The sequence below is a fragment of the Priestia sp. JNUCC 25 genome (genome assembly GCF_053667915.1).
Map to the genome: position 1 here is coordinate 44496 of NZ_JBSJYE010000002.1, position 19016 is coordinate 63511.

At 31.4% G+C, this 19016-nt stretch carries 19 protein-coding genes and 1 pseudogene; 9 read left to right on the forward strand and 11 right to left on the reverse strand.

What is annotated here, in order from left to right; all coding sequences use genetic code 11:
• Positions 1-11: 11 nt before the first annotated feature.
• Both JNUCC25_RS26845 and JNUCC25_RS26850 read right to left on the reverse strand, forming a co-directional pair.
• Entirely contained in the window at positions 12-584 is a 573-nt protein-coding gene (locus JNUCC25_RS26845) for a VanZ family protein (protein ID WP_454223368.1), read from the reverse strand.
• 76 nt (positions 585-660) lie between these two features.
• Positions 661-1275, reverse strand: coding sequence for a VanZ family protein (locus tag JNUCC25_RS26850; protein WP_454223369.1), 615 nt, complete (start codon positions 1273-1275; stop codon positions 661-663).
• 517 nt (positions 1276-1792) lie between these two features.
• On the opposite strand from JNUCC25_RS26850, the gene JNUCC25_RS26855 reads away from it, so the two are divergent.
• The 3 genes from JNUCC25_RS26855 to JNUCC25_RS26865 all read left to right on the forward strand — a co-directional run bounded on the left by JNUCC25_RS26855 (position 1793) and on the right by JNUCC25_RS26865 (position 4259).
• Positions 1793-2173 carry a hypothetical protein gene (locus JNUCC25_RS26855; protein WP_454223370.1) on the forward strand — a complete coding sequence of 127 codons (381 nt, stop codon included), beginning with the start codon at positions 1793-1795 and terminating at the stop codon, positions 2171-2173.
• Positions 2174-2217: 44 nt separating this feature from the next.
• Positions 2218-2799 carry a VanZ family protein gene (locus JNUCC25_RS26860; protein ID WP_454223371.1) on the forward strand — a complete coding sequence of 194 codons (582 nt, stop codon included), beginning with the start codon at positions 2218-2220 and terminating at the stop codon, positions 2797-2799.
• 716 nt (positions 2800-3515) lie between these two features.
• Positions 3516-4259, forward strand: a complete 744-nt coding sequence (locus tag JNUCC25_RS26865) for a hypothetical protein (protein WP_289922290.1) — start codon at positions 3516-3518, stop codon at positions 4257-4259.
• A gap of 225 nt (positions 4260-4484) precedes the next feature.
• Here the strand turns inward: JNUCC25_RS26865 and JNUCC25_RS26870 are convergent, their stop codons facing one another.
• Positions 4485-4958, reverse strand: a complete 474-nt coding sequence (locus JNUCC25_RS26870) for a hypothetical protein (protein ID WP_289922288.1) — start codon at positions 4956-4958, stop codon at positions 4485-4487.
• Between the two features lie 126 nt (positions 4959-5084).
• On the reverse strand, positions 5085-5996 hold the full coding sequence (locus JNUCC25_RS26875; RefSeq protein WP_289922286.1) for a LysR family transcriptional regulator: 912 nt from the start codon (positions 5994-5996) through the stop codon (positions 5085-5087).
• Between the two features lie 142 nt (positions 5997-6138).
• Between JNUCC25_RS26875 and JNUCC25_RS26880 the strand changes: the two genes are divergently transcribed.
• The gene (locus tag JNUCC25_RS26880; RefSeq protein ID WP_289922284.1) at positions 6139-7005 is read left to right on the forward strand and encodes a DMT family transporter; all 867 of its coding nucleotides are present in this window, start codon (positions 6139-6141) and stop codon (positions 7003-7005) included.
• A gap of 220 nt (positions 7006-7225) precedes the next feature.
• Here the strand turns inward: JNUCC25_RS26880 and JNUCC25_RS26885 are convergent, their stop codons facing one another.
• From JNUCC25_RS26885 to JNUCC25_RS26900, 4 genes are all read right to left on the reverse strand, one after another.
• Positions 7226-7972 carry an alpha/beta fold hydrolase gene (locus JNUCC25_RS26885; protein ID WP_454223372.1) on the reverse strand — a complete coding sequence of 249 codons (747 nt, stop codon included), beginning with the start codon at positions 7970-7972 and terminating at the stop codon, positions 7226-7228.
• A gap of 314 nt (positions 7973-8286) precedes the next feature.
• The gene (locus JNUCC25_RS26890) at positions 8287-8673 is read right to left on the reverse strand and encodes a VOC family protein (RefSeq protein WP_098239582.1); all 387 of its coding nucleotides are present in this window, start codon (positions 8671-8673) and stop codon (positions 8287-8289) included.
• Positions 8674-8799: 126 nt separating this feature from the next.
• Positions 8800-9453, reverse strand: coding sequence for a Vat family streptogramin A O-acetyltransferase (locus JNUCC25_RS26895; protein ID WP_454223373.1), 654 nt, complete (start codon positions 9451-9453; stop codon positions 8800-8802).
• A 16-nt stretch (positions 9454-9469) separates the two neighbouring features.
• Entirely contained in the window at positions 9470-10366 is an 897-nt protein-coding gene (locus tag JNUCC25_RS26900) for a Vgb family protein (RefSeq protein ID WP_272812449.1), read from the reverse strand.
• 296 nt (positions 10367-10662) lie between these two features.
• Here JNUCC25_RS26900 and JNUCC25_RS26905 point away from each other — a divergent pair, with 296 nt between their 5' ends.
• A complete protein-coding gene (locus JNUCC25_RS26905) occupies positions 10663-11496 on the forward strand; it encodes an STAS domain-containing protein (RefSeq protein WP_272812448.1) in 834 nt (277 codons plus the stop codon).
• A gap of 527 nt (positions 11497-12023) precedes the next feature.
• On the opposite strand, the gene JNUCC25_RS26910 is transcribed toward JNUCC25_RS26905, so the two are convergent.
• Complete coding sequence (locus JNUCC25_RS26910; RefSeq protein WP_116327454.1) at positions 12024-12860, reverse strand: STAS domain-containing protein; 837 nt, start codon at positions 12858-12860, stop codon at positions 12024-12026.
• Positions 12861-13551: 691 nt separating this feature from the next.
• Here JNUCC25_RS26910 and JNUCC25_RS26915 point away from each other — a divergent pair.
• The 3 genes and pseudogenes from JNUCC25_RS26915 to JNUCC25_RS26925 form a co-directional block, all read left to right on the forward strand.
• A pseudogene (locus JNUCC25_RS26915) lies at positions 13552-13764 on the forward strand (spore coat protein); the annotation flags it as partial.
• 960 nt (positions 13765-14724) lie between these two features.
• Positions 14725-15198 carry a hypothetical protein gene (locus JNUCC25_RS26920; RefSeq protein WP_272812566.1) on the forward strand — a complete coding sequence of 158 codons (474 nt, stop codon included), beginning with the start codon at positions 14725-14727 and terminating at the stop codon, positions 15196-15198.
• A 640-nt stretch (positions 15199-15838) separates the two neighbouring features.
• Positions 15839-16222 (forward strand): UPF0715 family protein, encoded by a 384-nt coding sequence (locus tag JNUCC25_RS26925; protein WP_454223374.1) that lies wholly within the window; start codon positions 15839-15841, stop codon positions 16220-16222.
• Positions 16223-16782: 560 nt separating this feature from the next.
• Here the strand turns inward: JNUCC25_RS26925 and JNUCC25_RS26930 are convergent.
• Both JNUCC25_RS26930 and JNUCC25_RS26935 read right to left on the reverse strand, forming a co-directional pair.
• Positions 16783-17205 carry a MerR family transcriptional regulator gene (locus tag JNUCC25_RS26930; protein ID WP_454223375.1) on the reverse strand — a complete coding sequence of 141 codons (423 nt, stop codon included), beginning with the start codon at positions 17203-17205 and terminating at the stop codon, positions 16783-16785.
• A gap of 181 nt (positions 17206-17386) precedes the next feature.
• On the reverse strand, positions 17387-18130 hold the full coding sequence (locus tag JNUCC25_RS26935) for an SDR family oxidoreductase (protein ID WP_454223376.1): 744 nt from the start codon (positions 18128-18130) through the stop codon (positions 17387-17389).
• A gap of 334 nt (positions 18131-18464) precedes the next feature.
• Here JNUCC25_RS26935 and JNUCC25_RS26940 point away from each other — a divergent pair, with 334 nt between their 5' ends.
• Positions 18465-18923 (forward strand): hypothetical protein, encoded by a 459-nt coding sequence (locus JNUCC25_RS26940; protein ID WP_454223377.1) that lies wholly within the window; start codon positions 18465-18467, stop codon positions 18921-18923.
• Positions 18924-19016: the final 93 nt, after the last annotated feature.

Consider the following 19016-nt stretch of genomic DNA (forward strand, 5'->3'; position numbering starts at 1 on the left):
TTCTTTTCTTACTATGTATTACGGATATGATTTATCATTGGATTAGATTTTAGGTTAAATTTAGTTATAAAAGATTCAACGATAGCTTTAAATAACTTGAACAATATTAGATATCCTACCAATGTACCTAAGAAATTGAAAATGACATCATCAATATCAACAAATCTAAACGTATATCCTGCGTACAATGCTGTTAACAATTGTCCCATTTCAAACAGTAAACTAGAAACTAACCCAATGTATATTACTTTTTTTAGGGATACTTTTATTATAAAAGGCAATCCAAATCCTAATGGAATAGCCATTAAAATATTATAAAAGCTTGTCATAGAAAAATCATGTTTTAGTGGAATCAAGTTCATGTCTCTCCAAACATTTTGACCCCCAAAGGCTTTACGTTGATCATCATCTATATAAATTGGAAATTGAGTAAGATTGATCACATTGCAAATATATATATACATGACTGTGAAACAGAAAAGATATGTATAACTTTTCTTAAACTTTAATTTCATAACCAATGCAATAATACAATATAAAACTATAAAACTATTCAGAATGATACCGTTAAAATAGATAGCCATGCCATAACCTCCTCTAAAAGTATTTATTCTAACAAACTCATACTTTTGTTGTATCTTTCATAAAAAAGACAACTAACTATATAGCTGCCTTTTTTTGTCTTATTTGCTTATTTATTAAATATTGGCTTATCAACAAGGCTAGATAACCTATAATTGTGCCAAACGTGTTGAGTAAAATATCATCAATATCCGAGCTACGACCTATAAAATATTGAATAAATTCAATTAAACCTGTAACAGATAAACCTAGGATTGTTACTTTTTTAATTGAATAATATCTTCTCCAAATAAGAGCTACAAAAAAGCCTAAAGGTAAAAATAACATAACATTTGCAATTAAATTTAAAAGAGATACGCTATTCCACTCATCAACATTTGTATTCGTTTGAAAGAAGTATTCGTAAAGGGTATGAAAAGGTATGATATTTACATGAGAAAGTTCGTTTGTAAAATAAATATCAAAAAAAGGCTCTCCAGTATCTGTAACGATACCCGCATTCCAATTTGGAACAATGGTTTGAGATGCTAAACCAACAAGATATAATACAAACAAACCTAAAATAAGTTCCTTCTTGAAAGATGTTAGCTTTCTTTTCTTTTTAAAAAAAATAAAACGAAACCCTACATAAAAGGGTAATGCAGCTAAGATATACCCAAGCATATCTTCTACATATAAAGTGATTAAACCCATTAAAACTATTTCAACACCAATCTATTCTAAAATAATAAGACCACATTATACCATTAAATGAAATAATAAGTAATAAATATCTGCTGAATGATAATTTAGTCAACATAATGTGTGTTACCGGAACAAATAAAAAGGTTCCCTGAGATAAGGGAACTTTTAGAGAATTTATTTAATCCATTGAAATTCCTTCAGAAACCAATAAGCTAGTTTCACTTTTTCTACGATTTTATCTACCGAAATTGTCCCCACTTTAAGAGATTTACTATCGTGTATACTTTGTAGGAAAGTTAAATTTCAAATTTTATAATTCAAGGATAACAAATTCAGAAAATTATTTTAATATAATTTATAACCACATCTACAAATCCGTCACCCTTCACTCTCCCATGTGATTAATCGCTTACAATGTATGTTAAACAGAATATTTACCTTTTTCCGAAATATAAAAACCGTGTTTACATACATCTATAACTATTATATTGTTATAAGGAAATTTATTCTATAAGAGATGTAATTAATGAAATTAAAGAAAATTATTCTATCAACTGCTTTAGCCACAACACTTTTATCTCCAGTTGCAGCAAGTGCAGCATCAACTCCTGATTTTAATTTTGAATTTAAACATCAGTTAACATCAAGAAGCTACGCTTTAGGTGGTAAAGATGTAAAAATCACTACTACAGCTGATACATATGGCGAAGCAGGTAACTTTACAATTGAATTATATAGACTAAAGAGTGGCGGAAAATCTACTTTCTTAGATGCTAAAACGTTTAGTAAAAATGGAACAACTTCCCGAGTTTATTCAAATGGTACAAAAGGTAGCTTTTACATGATATTTAAAAAATCTGCTACTTCTCTAAGTACTGGAGGATATGGGTATATTGACAACAATTAATCCAAAGAATTTATAATCTTGTATATGGCAGGTGTTAAAATAGAATGCTAACAGAAATGTTTCCTTTCATTTATGGTTCGTGGTTTTTAGGTATTGTTATATTAATTCTTTTGGTTAACCGTATAGTCTTGAAAAAGAAATATAAATTCGAAAAGGTTTTTATGTTATTATTATCAATCTTTTATTTAATAGGTTTACTATCTGTAACATTATTTCCTATGCCTGTAGATAACAATTTAATCCAATATCGAATTAGTAGTGGAGATAATGAAGTAAATAACTTTATTCCTTTAAAATCTATTATTGGAGCGATAGATGGAAATTTCATTATGTCAATGATTCATCAACTAGGTGGAAACCTTATCCTATTGTTTCCTTTGGGAATTTTTATTCCAATTTTGTTTCCTAAACTAACAAAATGTAAGACAATTGTACTTATAGGATTTTTAGTCTCTCTTCTTATTGAATCATCACAGTTTACTATTTCTTCAATTATAGGATTTACATATAGAAGCTTTGATGTAGATGACCTACTACTAAACACAATTGGTTCTGGAATTGGTTTTCTATTTTACAAATACATATATGTGAAGATTCTAAGAGATGAAATATTTGGATTAAAATAAAAGCAGCCAATTTTATGGCTGTTTTTATTTGTCTCTCCAGCCTTTAGGGTTGAATGTTGTACTTATTTCGTAAGACTGATCTACCGAGTATAGAATACTTAATCAATTATTAACGATGTTCAATATAAATCATTCAAAAGGATACATATATTTGGACGGTGAAAAAGCCAATAATAAAAAATCTATTCAATATTTGTAATAAACCTTATTGTACTTATAAAAGGTGATTTTATCATTTAACACCCTATAGAAAAACTCACAATTTGTCGTCATTTAAAGTAAATAGTAAAACCTTAATAATACATAAAATACTTTAGTGTTTACTTAATGAATAACAAAACGAAGATAAGGTTATTTCTTTATAATATAGTCAATCACCACACTTGTTTTTAAAGATATATGTATATGAATCTACAAATCTGGCCAGACTGGTAACGTATACCCCCTATTCCAATAAATTTGAAAATCCTTTGCCTATATGGGCAAAGGATTTTTTTTATTTCCATATCATACAGATGGGTAATTTCATCATTAAGAAAGTACTCTACGTATAAAATCCTCTCAATTCAACATTTATATAGACCTTATAGATTAGCCTAATTCAATAAAATGTATTTTGTTAGATAATTAGAATCATATTATTTTCACAAAAAGAACAAATATGGAAGAAAATAAAATATAATGTAGTTATAAAAAATGCATAAGAGGGAGTAAAAATGATGAATAAAAAGAGAATACTTATTGCTTTATTGGTCTTGCTTGTATTTGGGGGCACTATACAAGCACAAGCTGATGTAAGTGTACGTGGGTACTACAGAAAAGATGGTACTTATGTTAGACCTCATATGAGAAGTGATCCAGATGGCAATTTTAACAACAACTGGTCCACTAAGGGAAATATTAATCCTTATACCGGAGAAGAAGGAACAAAGACTTCACCAAGTGATAGTGGTTCTTACGATTCTTCTTATGACTCGAACTATGACTCATCAGATAACAATTATAATGATTTAGATGATTCCTATTCTGATGACACTTATTATAACGAAGATACAGATTACACCGACGATAGTTCTTCAGGTCAAGAATATGGCGAGAATGGTTATATATACGATACAGATTCCGTAGATAATGAAGATGCGATGGTTGCAATGGATACGGTCTATAAATACTTTGATAAATTAAATGAAAAAGAGTACAAAGATGCCTATAACTTATGGAACTCTAAATGGAAAAAGAAACATTCTTATAAAAAATTTAAAAAGGGATACAAGGGTGTTACACACGAAATAACTACAATTTCTATTGATTCAAGCGATGACGGTAAAGTGATTGTTGAGGGAGACGTAGCAACAAAAGAAAAAGGTGAAAAACATAGCTACTCTTTTATTTACAAAGTAAAAGTCAGTGAAAGTGGCAAAGGAAAAATAACAAAAGGAACGTTGGTAAAGTCATATTAATATAAGCAGGCTCAAGACTGCTTATCCTTTTACTCGTGCAACAGGATATTGCAAATTTTCTATGTAAAGGTTGCATCAGCTATGCAACCTTTATTAAAACATCATGTTCAACAAAATGAACATAACGTTCTCCAAACCTGAACATATATGTTCACTTTTAGTTAATATAAAACCATTTTTAGGAACAAAACAAGCTCTGACGATATAACGTTAGAGCTTTTTTTATTAGGATTTCTCCTTAATATCAAATTCAAATATAGATTTCTTCTCGTCTTTAGACATTCCAGTAAAAAACTTTTTATGTACTCTTAATTTTCTCGTCTTTTTAGGCAATATCGTTTCTAACCATGTGACTCCCATAGGAGTATGTTCTGGTTGAGCATTTACTTTTTGAAGAAATTCTTCATATTGTTTTAAAATCTCTTTATCTATGAGCGAAACATCTTGTTTTCTACTTTCATAATCAAGCCTAGCAAGATCTTCTGCTGTAACATGCCCTTGAATCTTTTTCACAACCCCAATTTCAGAAGGCATACGCTCACTATTTAAAGATACAAAGAAGTAAAGATAGTTTGGTAAACGAAAAAGTCCCTTTTTTGTATCTCTTTTATTCGCAATATAAAGCCAATCTCCTTGGTTGCCATAACAATTTAACTCTTTATCATTGAGCCCAACTAGCATTTTTTCGTACTTTTTCATGAGAGTAACCTCCTTATAGATTTATAAATTAAATTACATCTTTTAATTTATAAATCTTATATACATTTTTAGTTAACATAGTCAACATTATAGGAACTGTTCATAAATAAAATGTTTTGTACCTATTTAGGACATTAATTCTTTACTAGATTCTTTTAAGTACTCCAGGAATTTATGTATTAACTTCTCTTTACCACCTTTGGGATAAACGACGCTAAATTGTATAGTTTCAGGTTTATAATCAACTAAAGGAATCGTAATGATATCGCCATTCTTTACATAAGCATCATTTAATAACATGACATCTGTAAGTAAACTGATAGCTAAATTCTCAGCTATCATTCTTTTGATGGCTTCTGAGTTATCTGTGGTACATAATACATTAAACAAACCTACACTCTGCTCATAATTGTCAATATAACTACTCCAATTTTGGCCACTGTAAATAACTAATGGGTGGTGCCTAAGTTCTTTAACTTTTAGCTTGTTTTTAGATGCGAGTGGAGAATTTTTCGACACACAAACATTCATTTTTCCTTCTAGAAGCGACTCAATAGTTAAAGACCTCGAAGCCTTATGGCTCATTTCATCAGAAAGTATGATTAATCCTATATCTACGTCATTCTTTAGAACTCCTTCTGCAATTTCTTTACTCCCTATTTCTCTAATAGTTAATTTAACTTTTGGAAAGTCTGATTTAAATTTAGAAAGTACTTGAGGCAAAAGAGTGATAAATAAGCTTGGAATAGAAGCAATGACTAATTCTCCACTATAAGAACTATTTAAATACATAGCTTCATCGCGAATTTCATTTACTTTATTTAAAATTTCATTTGCTATTCTTATGATTTGTCTACCCTCGTTTGTAGAAGTGGTTCCTAGTCTTGATCGCTTAAAAATAACAACTCCGATTTCCTTTTCCAACAAGGCAATTGACTGACTAATTGCTGCTTGAGATATATGTAAATTTTCAGCAGCTAAGGAGATTGAGTGAGTTCGATCTACTTCAGCTATATATTGCATTTGCTCTAAATTCATATTTTGGAGCCTCCATTTAATATAAGTATTGATTATATATACATAATAAATAACAGTTTTACATAAGTAGAATTTATATATAAACTAACGTTATCTTAAAGCTTTAAGGAAATACACGTTTAGATTTTAAGGAGCGTTTACATTGAAATACATTATTTTCACCATTATAGCAGGCTTTTGTTACTCACTAATGTCTGTATTCATAAAACTAGCTTATAATTTTTCTAACGAGCCAACCATTACATTTTTTAGATTTTTTTCTGCTTTAGCTATGTTGCTTCCATTGTATTTTATATCTGGCAAACCGTCCATAAAGACAAAAGTACCCTATCTTCACTTGATAAGAGGAACATTTGGCTTTTTAATGTTTACTTTATATACAATCTCATTGCAATACATACCAGTGGAGAATGCATTAGCTTTAAATTCAACTTATCCTCTCTTTATTCCATTGATCCTTTTCTTTGTGTTTAAAGAAAGTATTTCTTTTAAAACAGTTATAGGGATCATAGTAGGATTTATAGGGGTTTATATAATTATTAATCCATCTGCAAGTGATTATATGAGTTGGGCAGCTATATTGGCTTTAGTGTCAGCTATTTGTTCAGCTGCTTCAAATGTTACTATTAGAGCGTTAAGAAAAACAGAAAGCAGCTTTAGTATTGTTTTCTACTTTTTCTTAATTGCTACAATTGTATCTTTCTTTTATATGTTACTAATGGATACGCAAATAAACACCAGAGCCATCTGGCTTCTCCTAGGAATTGCAGCAACAAGTTTAGGATCTCAACAATTATTATCTTATGTACTTAAATATTTACACCCAAACTTAGTTTCTTCACTCATGTATAGTTCAATTGTATTTGGATTTCTATTTTCCTGGTTGTTTTGGGGTAAAACACCAACTGCTTTAGAAATAGTGGGGACCTTAGTCATTATTAGTGGAACAATCATGTTAAAAAGTAAAACTACACCAGTTAAACAGGTTCAAAAAAGATCATATAAATAAATAAGACCTTCGAAGAGGATGTATAAGATATACAATCATAGTTAACATAATACAGCTTCTAGGAAACAAAAAAAGGTGTCCCTTGGTAAATTAGCACACCTTTTAATTATTTAATCAATTAATTCTTCTTCATGAAACAAATTAGTTCTTTTCTGTTACGATTATTAAAAACATCGGTCTTCTCGTTTCATGTACCATTTCAGGGATACTTTCTAACATTTCATTCCTTCATAAAATCATTAATGTGATGATACAATCTCTCAGGATGGGTGAGATTGACCATATGGTCAGCACCTGGAATTTCTATGATGTGAGCATCTGAGTGCTTTCGAAAGTAATCAGCAACACGAAGGTTATCAGGTGAATCCTCCTTACCAATTATCAACAATGTTTTAGTCGTCAATTCTCCTAATCTTTCGATTGCCAATGGTTGCTGCCAAATCAATTTAACGGCTGGCCATTCAAACATTCGATTCATATGGTGCTTGAGCATTTGAACCATTAAACCCCGTTGGGGACTCATCGTTAGAACACGATACGATGGATCGCTGAGCAAAAGCTCAACCATCTTATCTATATCTGGGGCAGCTTGATGAATCTTCTTCATGTTCTCTTCAAATTCTTTGGAATAGGTAAACCCAGATAATCCAGGCGCAAGCAAAACAAGTTTTGAAACCCTTTCAGGATAATTCAGAGCGAATTCAGTAGCAATTTGGCCACCCATTGAGTGACCGATAAGCGTTGCCTGGCTGATTTCTAGATGATCAAGTAGTGACAGCAAATCTTTAACAGGGTTGACATCTTCTAAAGGAACCGGTGATTTCCCCGTCCCACGTCCATCACAAGCAACCACCTTATAGTGTTTTGCTAAAAGAGGTACCATAAATGTCCAGTTCCTTACATCAGCACCACCAGTTAGGAGAACAACAGGATGGCCATGCCCATTAACTTCGTAATACAAATCCATTGAAATTCCTCCACCCATTACAATTTAATATTATTTTATTGTCGAATGAAATTTTATTCATTGTTCAAAAGTGGTAGTAGGGTATCTTTATTTTAAAGAGCCAATCACCTTGACATCGACTTATCGCCATTCAAATAATTTACTTCGTCTCATTTATAAAAAACCCTTTATGAATTCTGTCCATTGTATGTTCCTAAGTTGTATATAGTATTTATTCTTAGATACCATAATGTTTATTATCGGTAATAGCACAAATAACTCCGTTTGAATAAATCGAAACAGAGCTATAATGAGTATGAAAATTTCCTGATTAATTACAGCATTTTATATATTTCAATAAGATTATTATCTGGATCCCGAAAATGTGCAATACGCGATCTCCATTCTTTACGATCGTGTGGTTCAGTAACAAATTCAATCCCATTTTCTCTTAAATAATCATAGGTCTTATCAACGTCTTCTACTTCAAATTGAAGCAAAAAGTTTGATGGGGATTCTCTATCTAAAGACTTGTTTTCCTTTCCAATTACTTCTGTCATGGCCTTTTGAGATAAAAGCTCAATTTTCGTTTCCCCATTATTGAAAAGTGCATACTCCATTTCTTCCTCATACCAACTTATTGGAATTCCTAATAAATCTTTATAGAATTCAGTACTCCTTTTAAAATCATTAACTAATAGTCTGATTTGTAGCAGCTTCAATTCAATCTCCTCCTCATGATATAATTCTCTTTATTTATCAAAAGACCTTCGTGCTTTCTCACCCGTGTACCCTGCACATTTTTAGTTAACCTAATAGAAGTTATAGATAATTATAATTGTCCTTTCTTAATCGTGAGTTTTCAATTTTTCTAGCTTTTCTATGTCTCCATTAACTATTACATCAATATGTGCAGAAATAATATCGATATTTAAATCCCACCATTTAATCTCTAATAATCTATTAATAATTTGTTCTGGGAAACGTTCTCTGATTTTCTGTGCAGGATTTCCTCCAACAATCGTGTAGGGTTCCACATCCTTTGTAATAACTGACTTGGCTGCTACAATGGCACCGTCACCTATATTAATTCCGGGCATAATGACTGTGTCCATTCCAACCCAGACATCATTTCCAATTATCGTATCTCCCTTAAACGGCAATTGATCTAGCGTTGGTGTATGTTTTTCCCAACCTTGCCCAAAGATATTGAATGGATAAGCTGAGAAGCCATCCATCCTATGATTCGCTCCATTCATAATAAATTTTACGCCGGGGGCAATGGCACAAAACTTCCCTATAACAAGTCGATCACCAAAGAACTCATAATGATACAATACTTGATCTTCAAAGGATTCTCCCCTTCTCGCATCGTAATAAGAATAGTCACCTACGATAATATTTGGCCTAGTAATTGTATTTTTAATGAATTGCACAACGTTATTTCCTTTAATTGGATATTTATCTGTAGGATCTGGGCTGTGTGCTTTATTCGATTCCATAAGTATTCACTGCCTCTCATGGTTTTTGGACAAAACTCAATCGACCTAACTTATTACATTCCTCTGCGAACCATAAGGCTTTATCAGATCCGACTACAATACCATGCGGCTCTGCATTTGCTGTAGGAATAGGATATTCCGTAATTTCTCCGTTCACGGTAATACGTCCTATTTGATTGCTTCCCCATTCAGTAAACCATAAAGCTTTATCAGGACCTGTTACAATTGCATGTGGACGAGCATTCAGGGTAGGAATAGCATACTCATTTATAACTCCAGAAGTGGTAATTCTGCCAATATTATTGCCGTTAATTTCTACAAACCAAAGTGCATCATCGGGCCCATTTGTAATCCCTATAGGACCAGCTTGTTCTGTAGGTAACTGATACGTAGTTACTCCTCCTTCTAACGTGATACGCCCTATTTGATTACTTTGATTTAGAGTAAACCATAAAGCTTTATCAGAACCTGCCACAATAAAAGAAGGGTAGGAAGCAGGATGCGGTAGATCATACTCGATTATTTCACCTGATGATAATATTCGTCCTATTCTATTTCCCTTCATTTCTGTGAACCAAATGTCTCCGTTATGTCCTTCAGTTATTCCAAAAGGTCCTGAATCTGGGTTAGGTAGGACATATTCCATAATCTCTCCTGTTATTGTTAGTTTTCCAATTTTATTAGCTTTATTTTCTGCAAACCAAATGTCCCCCTGAGTTGTAGAAGTAATGGATAGCACCCCTGCACCACTAGTAGGGACATGAAAATGTTTCACCTTACCTTCTACAGTCATACGCCCAATTTGATTGGTTTTATATTGTGTAAACCAAAGTGCGCCGTCTTTTCCTGAAGTAATCCCATAAGGTCCTGAATCTACATGAGGCAGTTCGTATTCTTTGATTTTTACGATCAAATAAATTCCTCCCTTTCTTTATATAAAATCTTTTTAGTAATTCGTTATAAAATAATTAGATTCCTGTCAAAGAAGTCTTTTATACGACGAGCAAAGTTAGTTAACATAATCCAGATTATCGGCAATAAAGACGTTATAGGGAATTTATGATATAATTTAGGTGTACTATACAACTAAATAGAGAATATAAGTAACTTACCATTTCATTAATCTTAATACACTTTTCAACATGTTTAGTCCTCTAATCCTCATCTATTAGAGGACTTTTACTTTTTTAGATACTAGGAGGAAAATCTTTGCCCTATATACAACAAGAAAAATTATATGCTATCAGAGAAAATATTTTACAACGAAAAGAAGAGCTAGCTGAAAATAAAAGAGAAGATCTTGCGGAGTCTCATAATATCTATACAGAGTTGACTACTTTTCGCTTGGATCTTCTTACCACTTATGCCGATTCTCTTTTGATGGAAAAAGAGGCAGCAAATGAAGTCATGGAACAATGGGGAAACAATATGGCTAATTTATTAGTCAATCACGGACTTCCCTTAAACCTAGCTTTAGAGGAGATTAGCTATTATCGAGATGTAATCGGGGAAATAATCAAAGAAGAAGCAAAGAATAATGATTTTTCCCTCGATGCTTTTTATCAAATCATTTCTCACTTTAATAGCATTGTAGATAACGCGATCCAATTCGTAAGTAAGTCGTATATAAAAGATTACACTGAAAAAATAAATTATGCTCAATATGCCATTGATGAATTATCTGTTCCCGTTGTCCGTATGACAGAAGAAATAGGTATCCTTCCTCTAGTAGGTGATTTAGATACCAAACGAGCACAATATTTGATGGAGAGTGCCTTAGAGAAAGGAAGCCAATATAAATTAAAATGGCTTATTATTGATTTATCAGCAGTTCCTATTATTGATACGATGGTAGCAGATCAACTTTTTAAAGTAATAGCTGGGCTACAGTTATTAGGAATTGAAGTCGTCATTAGTGGGATACGTCCGGAAATCGCTCAAACCATGGTAAGCTTAGGAATAAAGGTTGAGGAAGTTAGAAGTTTTTCTAGCTTACATCAAGCTGTTCAGTATACGAATTCATTTACAGAATCTTTAATTTGAATATTTCTATATATCCTGAGCAAACTACTCAAGATGCCGTAAGGCATTCTTCCTTTGATAAGATATGTGTAACAGAAAAAAACTACCTCTTTTGACTGGTAAGAGATAGGTTTTTCTGTTTTTAAGCTGTATATTTTATACATTTCTAGTTACCGCAATGTCATTTATCAGAAGCAACTTTTAAAATAAAAGAGCAGGCTTAAGCCTGCTTTTTTATTTCATCTTTACTCTTTAAAACATCTTTTATAAACAGCTGATATAAGCAATTGATAATGGATATAGCAATTGATAAAGCAAACAACTGAAAACGAGTCATGTTTACCACTTTATAAACCTTTAATTTTTCTGCAAGTGTAGTTAAAGGATACGCGAACATATAATCAAATAAGCCATAATAAAATAACGCTAGAGTTATTTTATTAAGGAGTACTCAGATAGAACACACTTTATGTTCCCTTTCAAAAAACTATTTTCACTTCTAGAAATTAATGTAATATTTGCGCCTAGAGAAAAATTCTCTATTTCTCCTATATTTGGTTAAGCTCTAGATATTCTTTTAAAGTTTGCTGTAAAGTCCCTTTTGCTTCTGCTTTATCCTCAAAGGAGATTCCTGAGTGAATCATTGTGCGCACTAAGTCAGCACGTAAACCTGTAAGAATAACTTTACTTCCCATCATTGAAATGCCAGTTAATATTTTTTGAAAATGGTCAATAACATGCATCTCCATGTTAGCAATTCCGGATAAATCTATAATTAATGTTTGAATCTTTAAATCCGAAATGGCTATCAAAACTTTTTCCTCAATCGTTTGAATACGATTGAGATCAATCATTCCAATCAACGGTAATACAGCTACAGATTGACTAAGGGGTATGACGGGCACCGATAGATGTTCAACTAAGTCCCTTTGGGAGGCAATTAATTCATCTTTATACTCGGAATAACTAATGAGAAAAGTGTTAAGAAACTGGTCAATCTTATCGTTAATTCGCTTCTCTAAGGCATAAAATTCTTCACGACCATTAAAATGGTTATTTATTCGATCATATTGATAGAGAAAATGCCATAATGTTCGCCTAATAGCCTGTACCCACTCTAGTTTGAAAGCAAGAGTTAAGGCATGCTTTGCCCAGGCTATCCCTTCTTGTTGAGCGAAAGCAACGAGTTGTTCTTCTTTTTGTTCTACGACATATAGAGATAATTTTTGAGCATTTTTTAAAAGATCAATATTTCCGGTTTCTAAAATGTCATTAATCTTAGTGGCCACATTAACTGCCTCTGATAAGAGTTTATCCTGGAAAATTTGTTTGTTATCTTTAATAAAATCGGTCATGTTCTCTCTCTGATTGTAATTAATATCCATTTTAATACACCTCTTATTCGATTTTAGTTATCTTTAATTAACCAATATCTTTAATGAATTATTATCTATTTTCGTTTTCATTTTTGTATATAAAGAAAGTTCCTCCTTCCTGGTACTATCACAATAGACATGTTGTTAGATAAAAAACAACAAAGCTTTTATAATGAATCTTTAAACCTACCTATACCTATAATCATGCACATCTTTTTGCATGATTATAGGTTAATTAAGATTATTTTCACTAGCCCATAACCATTTAGATAGCCCGTAAAAGATAGTCCGAGCATATTTTAACTCGTCAACTTCCTCTTAAGAGATAGAGATATAACTTTCTAAAGAATCAAGGTAAGAAATAGAGTCAGGAGTAAGTGCTTTATAGAATATAAGGGTGACCACTTCATCTAGAGTTATAAATATACATTTTACATCTAGCTGTACTACTCATTTGCAAATATTTCTTGTCCTCTCTTGCCACTATTCTTTCTTCAGTAAGCTTATTTTCTATTTTACTTCAAAAAACATATATTTCATATACATCTTAAAGGGGTGAATTTCTGCCTCAATGTTATGAAATCGAAAATTACATAAACCATGTTACAGTAATAAAGATTTTATACATTTTTTCAATTGTAAATACATTATTTCATAGAGGATAATTATCTTATAAGGTGTTTCTCACTCTACACATTAGGCCCTTGAAACAACGAATCTTGTTGTATGTCGTGTATTGGCTGATTCTGTTACAACTTGCATCGAGATGGCGTATGAAATTTCCCTCTATCAAAACAAACATCATTATTACCAAGTGCCACAGCTTGCTCAACAAGACATGCAAGAAATAATCAATGCATTTGCACCTGCTCAAGGTCAACCGCAGATGCCAAATAACAATACCACTCATTAATATAAAAGAAGTGGCTAAAGCGTAGTGTATTTGCTATTCGTAAATTATTTATATGAATGAATTGCAATGGCTTTAACAGATTACTTAAGAAACTGTAAAACTTCTATCCTTTAATGTAATATATGCAATAAAACAAAGTTCCTGATCGGCCCCAGGAGTTTTTAATTGTATACTTCATACATATCGAATCTATATAACGTTGTTTACCAAAAATTAAGTGTCAGTATATGTCGAACGGGTAATATAAAAGAAATAACATCAGGAGGGGAGGACATGCTGGATAACTATGAACGATCTCTATTTTATAGGGAGATGAAAGGTTTAATTGCAGATTACAATAGGTGTAAAGATTTAGCTATTAAAAATGAATTATATTATCAGATAGTACTTCTCAAAACAGCACTTAAATATAAACGAAATAAGATCTTGAGATAAAATAGGCTATGTATTTATTGAGGAAAACGATTTATCTCTCAAATTAAATTGTTTTTCTCTTTTTTTATGTAAATAGACTTTTAATCTTTAACACGAAATAAAGAAATAATAAATATGGAATAAAAAGCTACACTTAAGGTGCCTAGCCGAGGTGGTAATTAACTTGTTGTTAGTTTATATAAAAGATATTGGGCAATTGATCACACGATTGTTAGCATTAGAGGAAAACATCGTAATGTAGTCACTTATTTAATCTCGTTACTACGTGGTGAAATTTTATTAAGAGTTTCTCCTGACCGAGGGGCAGACCCTTACATAAGAAAAGGCAGATGTAGTTTCTTTCCTTAGAGCTGTAAAGCCAACTAAATCTTTTAATAAAGAAATGATCTTTGATGTAAATATTGTGAATGTTAATTATTCGCAGAATTAATCGGTGGATCGCTGGTTTAATTATAGGGAATGATGTTCCCTTTTTAGTTTGTTATAATAAAAGTACATATAATACGGGGGGCAAAGGATTTAAACATGATACTTATTAAAAACACTGAAGAAGTAATAAGAGAAGCAAAGTATCAACTTCACCTAACTATGGATGACTATCAAACCAAAATTATCTCTATTTTTGATAAACAACGTATTCTTGTGAATCAACGAATTAGATTGATGATTCTCCTTTCGGATATAAAAGAGCAGGCTGTATTAATTGGAAAACACTCTGCAGCCAAAGGGAGATTAGAATATGAAGGACAGGATCAACTAATTACAGAAGTTATAGATGAAGTTCCTTTTCAATACAGTAAAGAGACAGTAACTGATTTGGAAAATAATATACAAATTAGTAAAGGCGAAATTGAAGAGCTAGCAAAAGAGTGCGGATTAGATACAGAAGAAATAATTAATCTCAAGGCTCTTTTACTTAATTTAAAAGTATCTAGTTACATAAATGGGCATTATGAAATGTATGTAAAAGATAACACTTTATCTTGCAAAAGAACCTAGAATGTCAGTATAAAAACAGTAAATATTTACATATAAGTAAAACTACTCAAGATGTGTTGAGACATTAGTACTCAAACATAAGGTATCTGCGTAACAGAAAAATTACTATACGAAAGCAGTATTTGTCTATATTTAAGCTTTATACTTCATAAATTTTTAGTTACCATAATGGATTTTCTAGGAAAAAATATATTTTATGTTTCATTTTTAATCATAAGGGTAAAGTATTAAGCTGGATTGAATTTTAAAGAAACATTCTTGCCCAAGTTTGTTTCTTTTTTTTTGATATTATAGTATGAATAAATAGTATTTTGAGCAAACTACTCAAGATACGTTACGTATCACTTTTAATACCTTGATACGTTACTGAAAAAACTCCTGACCAATGACAGGAGTTTTTCTCTTTTTAATCTGTAGACGCTATACAATCTTAGTTAACATAATGTGAGTTATCGGTATCCAATCTTTATAGAGTTGATTTTAAGGTACTTATCCTTAAAAAAGAAGAACATCCAATTCAGTGTTCTTCTTTTTTATAAAATTAATTTACTTTAAAAACATTGATGCAACTATAAAGCCTATAATGATTAAAAGGATAAGTATCCCAATATCCTTATACTTTATAAATACGGAGGATATTATGATTAAAAAATATGTATTGGCTATATTGCTATCTTCAATTTGTCTATCTTTATTGTATTTAATCATTGAATACGGAGTTAAAGATCTTATTTCACCTGCATTGCCATTCATTATAATTATAAGTACAGTAGTTTACTTCATTTTATATACAGTTTTTGGGCTACCTACATCTCTACTTTTAATTAAAAAATTACCCAGATTCAGTATAATAAGTCTGCTTTGCTATTTATTAATATCTTCTATTGTTTACTATATTTTTTATACTTTAACGTATAACTCCGTTCCATTTATAAAAAGCTCTGAGGTTTACATTTATATAGTTAGTACATCAATTGTTTATTGGTTTTGGTGCAATATTCTGGTGTCAAAACCTAACTTATAAAAGGTTTTTGAATCGGTTAATAATTGTATACGATATACAAAGTTAGTTAACATAATCACTCTTAAAGGAATCAAGCAAGCAAAAGAACCCTTGCAGCAGTAGGGTTCAGCTAAGGATTCTTTTGCTTGAGTATGCAGCTTTTTATACATCTTTGATATGACGATGATCTTCAGGTGTGTGGTCGAAGAAAGAATGTATAAAAAGCGATCCTTTTATACATATGCTCAAGGTTGTCCTATATTGCCTTATTTATAAATTTGTTGTAAAATTATTCAGACTTTTTTATGAATTGAAGCATACAAATTCCCTAAAAGCTATCCGTCCTGCAACGATGGGGTAGCTTTCTTTTTTGTTAAAGATATTAATCACCTTCAGGGTGATTTTTTAGCCTTGAGGGTTTTTCTAACGAAAAAAATATAAAAAGACCCTTGTGATTCGAACAGCGAATTGATATTTAAATAGAGTGAGAAGAGATAATTAGAAGAATGTCGTAATATTAATATTTATAACGAAGTAACAATTTTTTCAGAAGGATAAAAGTAGAAAAACTCTCATTTTAATCAATATTTCCACTCTGAATTCAGTCGATTCTTAATACTTTCTTCTCTAGGACAAACTTTACTATGACCTATTTCATTACTATACCAATTAATTTTATGGTCAATCATTGCTTGATAAGACGTCAATTGATTTATTTTTGACTGTATATATTCATTTTGTTTTTTAAGCATTGATATGCGTTGATCAATTGTTTCATTCCCCTGCATTACGAGGGTCACAAATTCCTTTAGATCAGCAATAGTCATACCCGTAGCCCGAAAACAGCAAATATATTTAAGCCATTCAATATCTTTAGTTTCATAAATACGTCTGCCACTTTCATTTCGCTTAATAATCGGAGTAATACCTTCTTTTTCATAATAACGCAAAGTATGAATTGATAAGCCTGTTTGGTCTGATACTTGACTAATCGTGTAGCTCATAGTTAATACCTCCTATCTCTTTATTATTTATTCCATCATTGTCTGGAAGGTACGACTGGTTTAAACTGGTTGGCTTGTTCAAGTTTTTAAAACAGTATTGAGTTAATTAACTATTAAATTTCTTGCAATTAAAGGCCCACTTACAAAAAAAGTGAACCACAAATATCAATATCTTTTTTTATTATAGTTCTTGTTTAGTTGGTCTTACAATTATTTCATTGACATCTATATTATCTGGTTGAGAAATTGCATATAAAATCGAATTAGCGATAGCCTCTGCAGGAAGTCCAAATTCCATAATTTGTTCTTCAATACCTTTTTTAATTTCTTGATTAGAAATGCAATTGACCAATTCTGTATCTACTGCTCCAGGTGAAATAATGGTTGTACGAACATTATTTTCTACTTCTTCTTGCCTCAACCCTTCAGTAATAGCCCTTACAGCAAATTTTGTACCTGAATAGACAGCACTTGATGGAAAAGCTATGTGCCCTGCAACAGAAGAAACATTAATAATATGTCCTTGCTTTCTAGTTCTCATATATGGGAGAACTGCAGCAATCCCATAAAGGACACCTTTAATATTTACATCAATCATTTGTTCCCATTCTGTCACTCTTTTTTCATGTAAATAAGAAAGTGGCATAAAACCAGCATTGTTAATTAGGACATCAATCTGTCCAAAATTATCTAAAGTAAAGCTTGCCAGTTCTTCTACCTCTTGTTGAGAAGTAACATCCGTTACTTTATATTCAACTGTACCACCTTGTTTTTCAATTTCTGACTTGAGTTTTCGTAATCGTTCCTCACGTCTTGCTGATAGTACAACTTTAGCTCCTTTATTAGCAAGTACTTTAGCAGTTGCTTCACCGATTCCACTTGAAGCTCCAGTTAAAATAACTATCTTCTCCTCAACATTTAACATGTCTGATCAGCCCTTTCTATTCTTAAGATGTTTCTCATTATAATACCTAGACTACGCTCTAGCTCAAGAGTTTTATAAAAAAATTTAGTTAGCCTAAAAAACAATATAGTTCGTCTATGGTGAGTACTGTTCAATGTAGATAGTATAAAAAGGTACACTTATTTAGACAGTAAAAAAGCTAATGCCAAAACGTCTATGCTTTAATACTCTTCATTTTTCAAAAAATTCTTTATGTTTTTAAATATGTATATTTTATTTAGCACAATAAAAATCACGTATATTAGTTCTAATTGGAAGAAGAATACTCTTATCTTTTGATTTGGAGGAATCTATAATGAAGAAAGCACATATCTTACTTGTTGGTAGTTGTTTATGTTCCATCATTTTTGGTTCTGTTAATACTTACGCTTATACACCAGAAAAGCTTCCTACGTCTCAATCATCAGACCATTGGAAAGTAAAGATAGACAAACCCGATACTAACGACTTGAAGGATAATGATGAGTTTAATACCTATAGTATCGATGTGAGAAACTTAGGTGGACAGGTTTATGATGCTACAGTAGAGATCTATAGAGATGGGACAAATACAAATACTAAAGCTGAATTAATCACATATAAAATACCTGATTCACAGAATTTCTTCCATCATCAAAATCAACCTATTTCGGTTGACTCAAACAAGATTGAAGTAGTTGTGACATGGAAAGAAGAACCCTTTAGAGTTATGAAGGACGGAAAGAAATATCCTGCACGAAAGTTTAAACAAGCATTTTTATTTCCAAAAAATTAAACTTAAAAGCCCTCTTTGTTTAAAAGAAGGCTTTTCTTTATTTACTCTTCATTTAAATAATCACTATTTTCGGAAGGGAAATATGTATAAAAG

Coding starts and splice junctions, on each gene's coding strand:
- JNUCC25_RS26885 (WP_454223372.1), bottom strand. CDS start 7,972: ATGGATTTGTATTACGAAGTTAATGGGCATGGCCATCCTGTTGTTCTC.
- JNUCC25_RS26870 (WP_289922288.1), bottom strand. CDS start 4,958: ATGAAAAAGTACGAAAAAATGCTAGTTGGGCTCAATGATAAAGAGTTA.
- JNUCC25_RS26850 (WP_454223369.1), bottom strand. CDS start 1,275: ATGGGTTTAATCACTTTATATGTAGAAGATATGCTTGGGTATATCTTA.
- JNUCC25_RS26920 (WP_272812566.1), top strand. CDS start 14,725: ATGATACTTATTAAAAACACTGAAGAAGTAATAAGAGAAGCAAAGTAT.
- JNUCC25_RS26855 (WP_454223370.1), top strand. CDS start 1,793: ATGAAATTAAAGAAAATTATTCTATCAACTGCTTTAGCCACAACACTT.
- JNUCC25_RS26935 (WP_454223376.1), bottom strand. CDS start 18,130: ATGTTAAATGTTGAGGAGAAGATAGTTATTTTAACTGGAGCTTCAAGT.
- JNUCC25_RS26845 (WP_454223368.1), bottom strand. CDS start 584: ATGGCTATCTATTTTAACGGTATCATTCTGAATAGTTTTATAGTTTTA.
- JNUCC25_RS26940 (WP_454223377.1), top strand. CDS start 18,465: ATGAAGAAAGCACATATCTTACTTGTTGGTAGTTGTTTATGTTCCATC.
- JNUCC25_RS26875 (WP_289922286.1), bottom strand. CDS start 5,996: ATGAATTTAGAGCAAATGCAATATATAGCTGAAGTAGATCGAACTCAC.
- JNUCC25_RS26860 (WP_454223371.1), top strand. CDS start 2,218: ATGCTAACAGAAATGTTTCCTTTCATTTATGGTTCGTGGTTTTTAGGT.
- JNUCC25_RS26930 (WP_454223375.1), bottom strand. CDS start 17,205: ATGAGCTACACGATTAGTCAAGTATCAGACCAAACAGGCTTATCAATT.
- JNUCC25_RS26925 (WP_454223374.1), top strand. CDS start 15,839: ATGATTAAAAAATATGTATTGGCTATATTGCTATCTTCAATTTGTCTA.
- JNUCC25_RS26865 (WP_289922290.1), top strand. CDS start 3,516: ATGATGAATAAAAAGAGAATACTTATTGCTTTATTGGTCTTGCTTGTA.
- JNUCC25_RS26895 (WP_454223373.1), bottom strand. CDS start 9,453: ATGGAATCGAATAAAGCACACAGCCCAGATCCTACAGATAAATATCCA.
- JNUCC25_RS26910 (WP_116327454.1), bottom strand. CDS start 12,860: ATGGATATTAATTACAATCAGAGAGAGAACATGACCGATTTTATTAAA.